The 2,238-nt window shown below is 72.3% G+C and carries 3 protein-coding genes; 1 reads left to right on the top strand and 2 read right to left on the bottom strand.

Annotation, left to right across the window (positions count from 1 at the left end; genetic code table 11):
* Positions 1-33: 33 nt before the first annotated feature.
* Both C1I93_RS30235 and C1I93_RS30230 read right to left on the bottom strand, forming a co-directional pair.
* Positions 34-924 carry a transketolase family protein gene (locus C1I93_RS30235; RefSeq protein WP_111246643.1) on the bottom strand — a complete coding sequence of 297 codons (891 nt, stop codon included), beginning with the start codon at positions 922-924 and terminating at the stop codon, positions 34-36.
* Between the two features lie 2 nt (positions 925-926).
* A complete protein-coding gene (locus C1I93_RS30230; RefSeq protein ID WP_111246642.1) occupies positions 927-1,757 on the bottom strand; it encodes a thiamine pyrophosphate-binding protein in 831 nt (276 codons plus the stop codon).
* A gap of 46 nt (positions 1,758-1,803) precedes the next feature.
* Between C1I93_RS30230 and soxR the strand changes: the two genes are divergently transcribed.
* A partial coding sequence (gene soxR / locus C1I93_RS30225; RefSeq protein ID WP_111246641.1) for a redox-sensitive transcriptional activator SoxR occupies positions 1,804-2,238 on the top strand: 435 nt, incomplete at its 3' end.

Below are 2,238 nucleotides of genomic sequence, written 5' to 3'. Positions count from 1 at the left end.
GGTAGCCCACCTCCCGACCCTGTGCCGCCTCCCTCAGACCAGTGCGGGGGAGAGGAAGCCGGTGAGCGAGCGGCGTAGCCCGGCCGGGTCGAGCCCGTGCCAGCGGTCGTGGTCCTCGGCCGAGCCGTACCGCCGCAGTTCCTCCCGCCCCACACCCAGGGCGAGCAGCCGGTGCGGCCGGTCCGCCAGCGCCGCCGCGACCACCCGGGCCGAGGTGCCGGCCAGATAGGGTTCGACCAGGATCACCTCGCGGGACGCCAGGGCACGCAGCCCGGCGGTGTCGAACGGTCGCGGCCGGTGCGTGTACGCCACGGTCACCGGCAGGTCCGCCGCCGCCGCGAGCGCCGCGTCAAGCACCGGACCCACCGCGACCAGCAGCGGCGCGCCGGCCCCCGCGTCCCGCACCACGATCAGGTCGCCGGTGCCGTCGTACGGGCGCTGGTTGTGTCGGGTGGACAACCGCAGGTACGCCGAGGTGTCGCCGGTCACCGTGGCGCGCAGCAGCTCCGGCACCTCGGCCGGGTGTCCCGGCACGTGCACGGTCCACCCGGTGAGGGTGTCGATCAGCGCGACGTCGGCCGGGCTGAGGTGGGTCCGGCCAGCCGCCGGCCGGTCGTACGAGGCGCCCACGCTGACCAGCACCGCGCTCGCCGCCTGGTGGTCGAGGTCGAGCTTGATCTGCTCGTACGCCCGCTCGACGAGGAACGGCGCGTAGCTGTGCACGATCGGCCGCAGCCCGGTCAACGCCAGGCCACCGGCGACGCCGAGCATCAACTGCTCCCGGATGCCGACGTTGCGCACCCGGTCGGGATGCCGCCGGGCGGCCGGTGCGAACGAGTCGGCGGAGATGTCGGCGAGCACCAGAGCGGTACGCGGATCCTCCGCCAGCAGCGTGGTGGTGGTCTCGATGAAACGTTCCCGCATGGCTACTTTCCGTTCTCGACGACAGCGACGACGACGTGTGGCCGGTGACCGTGGTGCCCGGTGAGCGCGTGGTACAGCGCGTCGTGATCCCGCCCGTCGACAACGGCGGCGGTCCACCCGTTCACCGCGAACCGGCTCGCCACCCCGCCCGGCCAGCCGTGGGTGGCGGAGGAGTTGTCGACAACGATCGCGGTCAGGTTGGGCAGGCCGGCCGCACCCGCGTACGCGATCGCCTCGTGGTTGGATCCTTCGTCGAGTTCGGCGTCGCCGAGGAGGACGTACACCCTGCTGTCGAGCAGGCCCTGGGCGCGCAGGCCGAGCGCGGTGCCGACGCCCAGGCCGAGGCCGTGCCCGAGCGAACCAGAGCCGATCTCCACGCCCGGCACCAGCGTGCGGTCCGGGTGGTCGCCGAGCCGGCTCTCCGACCCGCCCTGGTCGTCCAGCCAGTCGGGCGGGACGAAGCCCTTCGCGGCCAGCACCGCGTAGTAGCCGGCGACCGCGTGCCCCTTGGAGAGCAGGAACCGGTCCCGGTCGGGTGCGTCGACGGTCGCGGGGCTGACCCGCAGCACCCGGTCGTAGAGCACCCAGAGCACGTCGAGGGTCGAGTAGACGTTCGGCCCGAACTCCCGACCGGCCCGGATCCGCTCCAACAGCGGCACGACCGGATGGCTGTCGTCATGTCGTCCGGGGTCGTGCCGGTCGGCGTGGTTTCGTCCGGCGTCGTGTCGTCCGGCGTCGTGTCGGTCGGGGTCGTGTCGGTCGGGGTCGTGGCGGCCGTCGAGTGGTGCGGCGGCTTCGGCGATCCGGTGGGTGATGGTGGCGAGTGATGTCATGCAGATAGCCTGTAAGTTGAAGCGAGGTTCAACTCAAGGCAGCGTGATGCAGGAATCACTCACCATCGGTCAACTCGCCGTCCGCAGCGGGGTGGCACCCTCCGCCCTGCGCTACTACGAGCGGCTGGGGCTGATCCGGGCCGAGCGCACCGGCGGCAACCAGCGCCGGTACAGCCGTGGCGAGCTGCGCCGGGTCGCCTTCATCCGGATCGCCCAGCAGGTAGGCATCTCGCTGGAAGAGATCCGCTCCGCGCTGGAGTCGCTGCCCGCCTCGCGTACGCCCACCGCCGAGGACTGGGCGCAGATCTCCACCGCCTGGCGGGAGCGGCTGACCGAGAAGATCAGGCTGATGAACCGGCTCCGGGACGACCTGGACGGCTGCATCGGCTGCGGCTGCCTCTCCCTACGCCGCTGCGCCCTCTACAACCCCAACGATGAACTCTCCGCCGAAGGCCCCGGCCCCCGCCTAACCCTCCCGCGC

It is taken from the genome of Micromonospora endophytica, assembly GCF_003236305.1.
Lineage (GTDB): Bacteria > Actinomycetota > Actinomycetes > Mycobacteriales > Micromonosporaceae > Micromonospora > Micromonospora endophytica.
The sequence above is the reverse complement of the archived record's forward strand: the minus strand, read 5'-3'. Positions and strand labels throughout refer to the sequence as shown.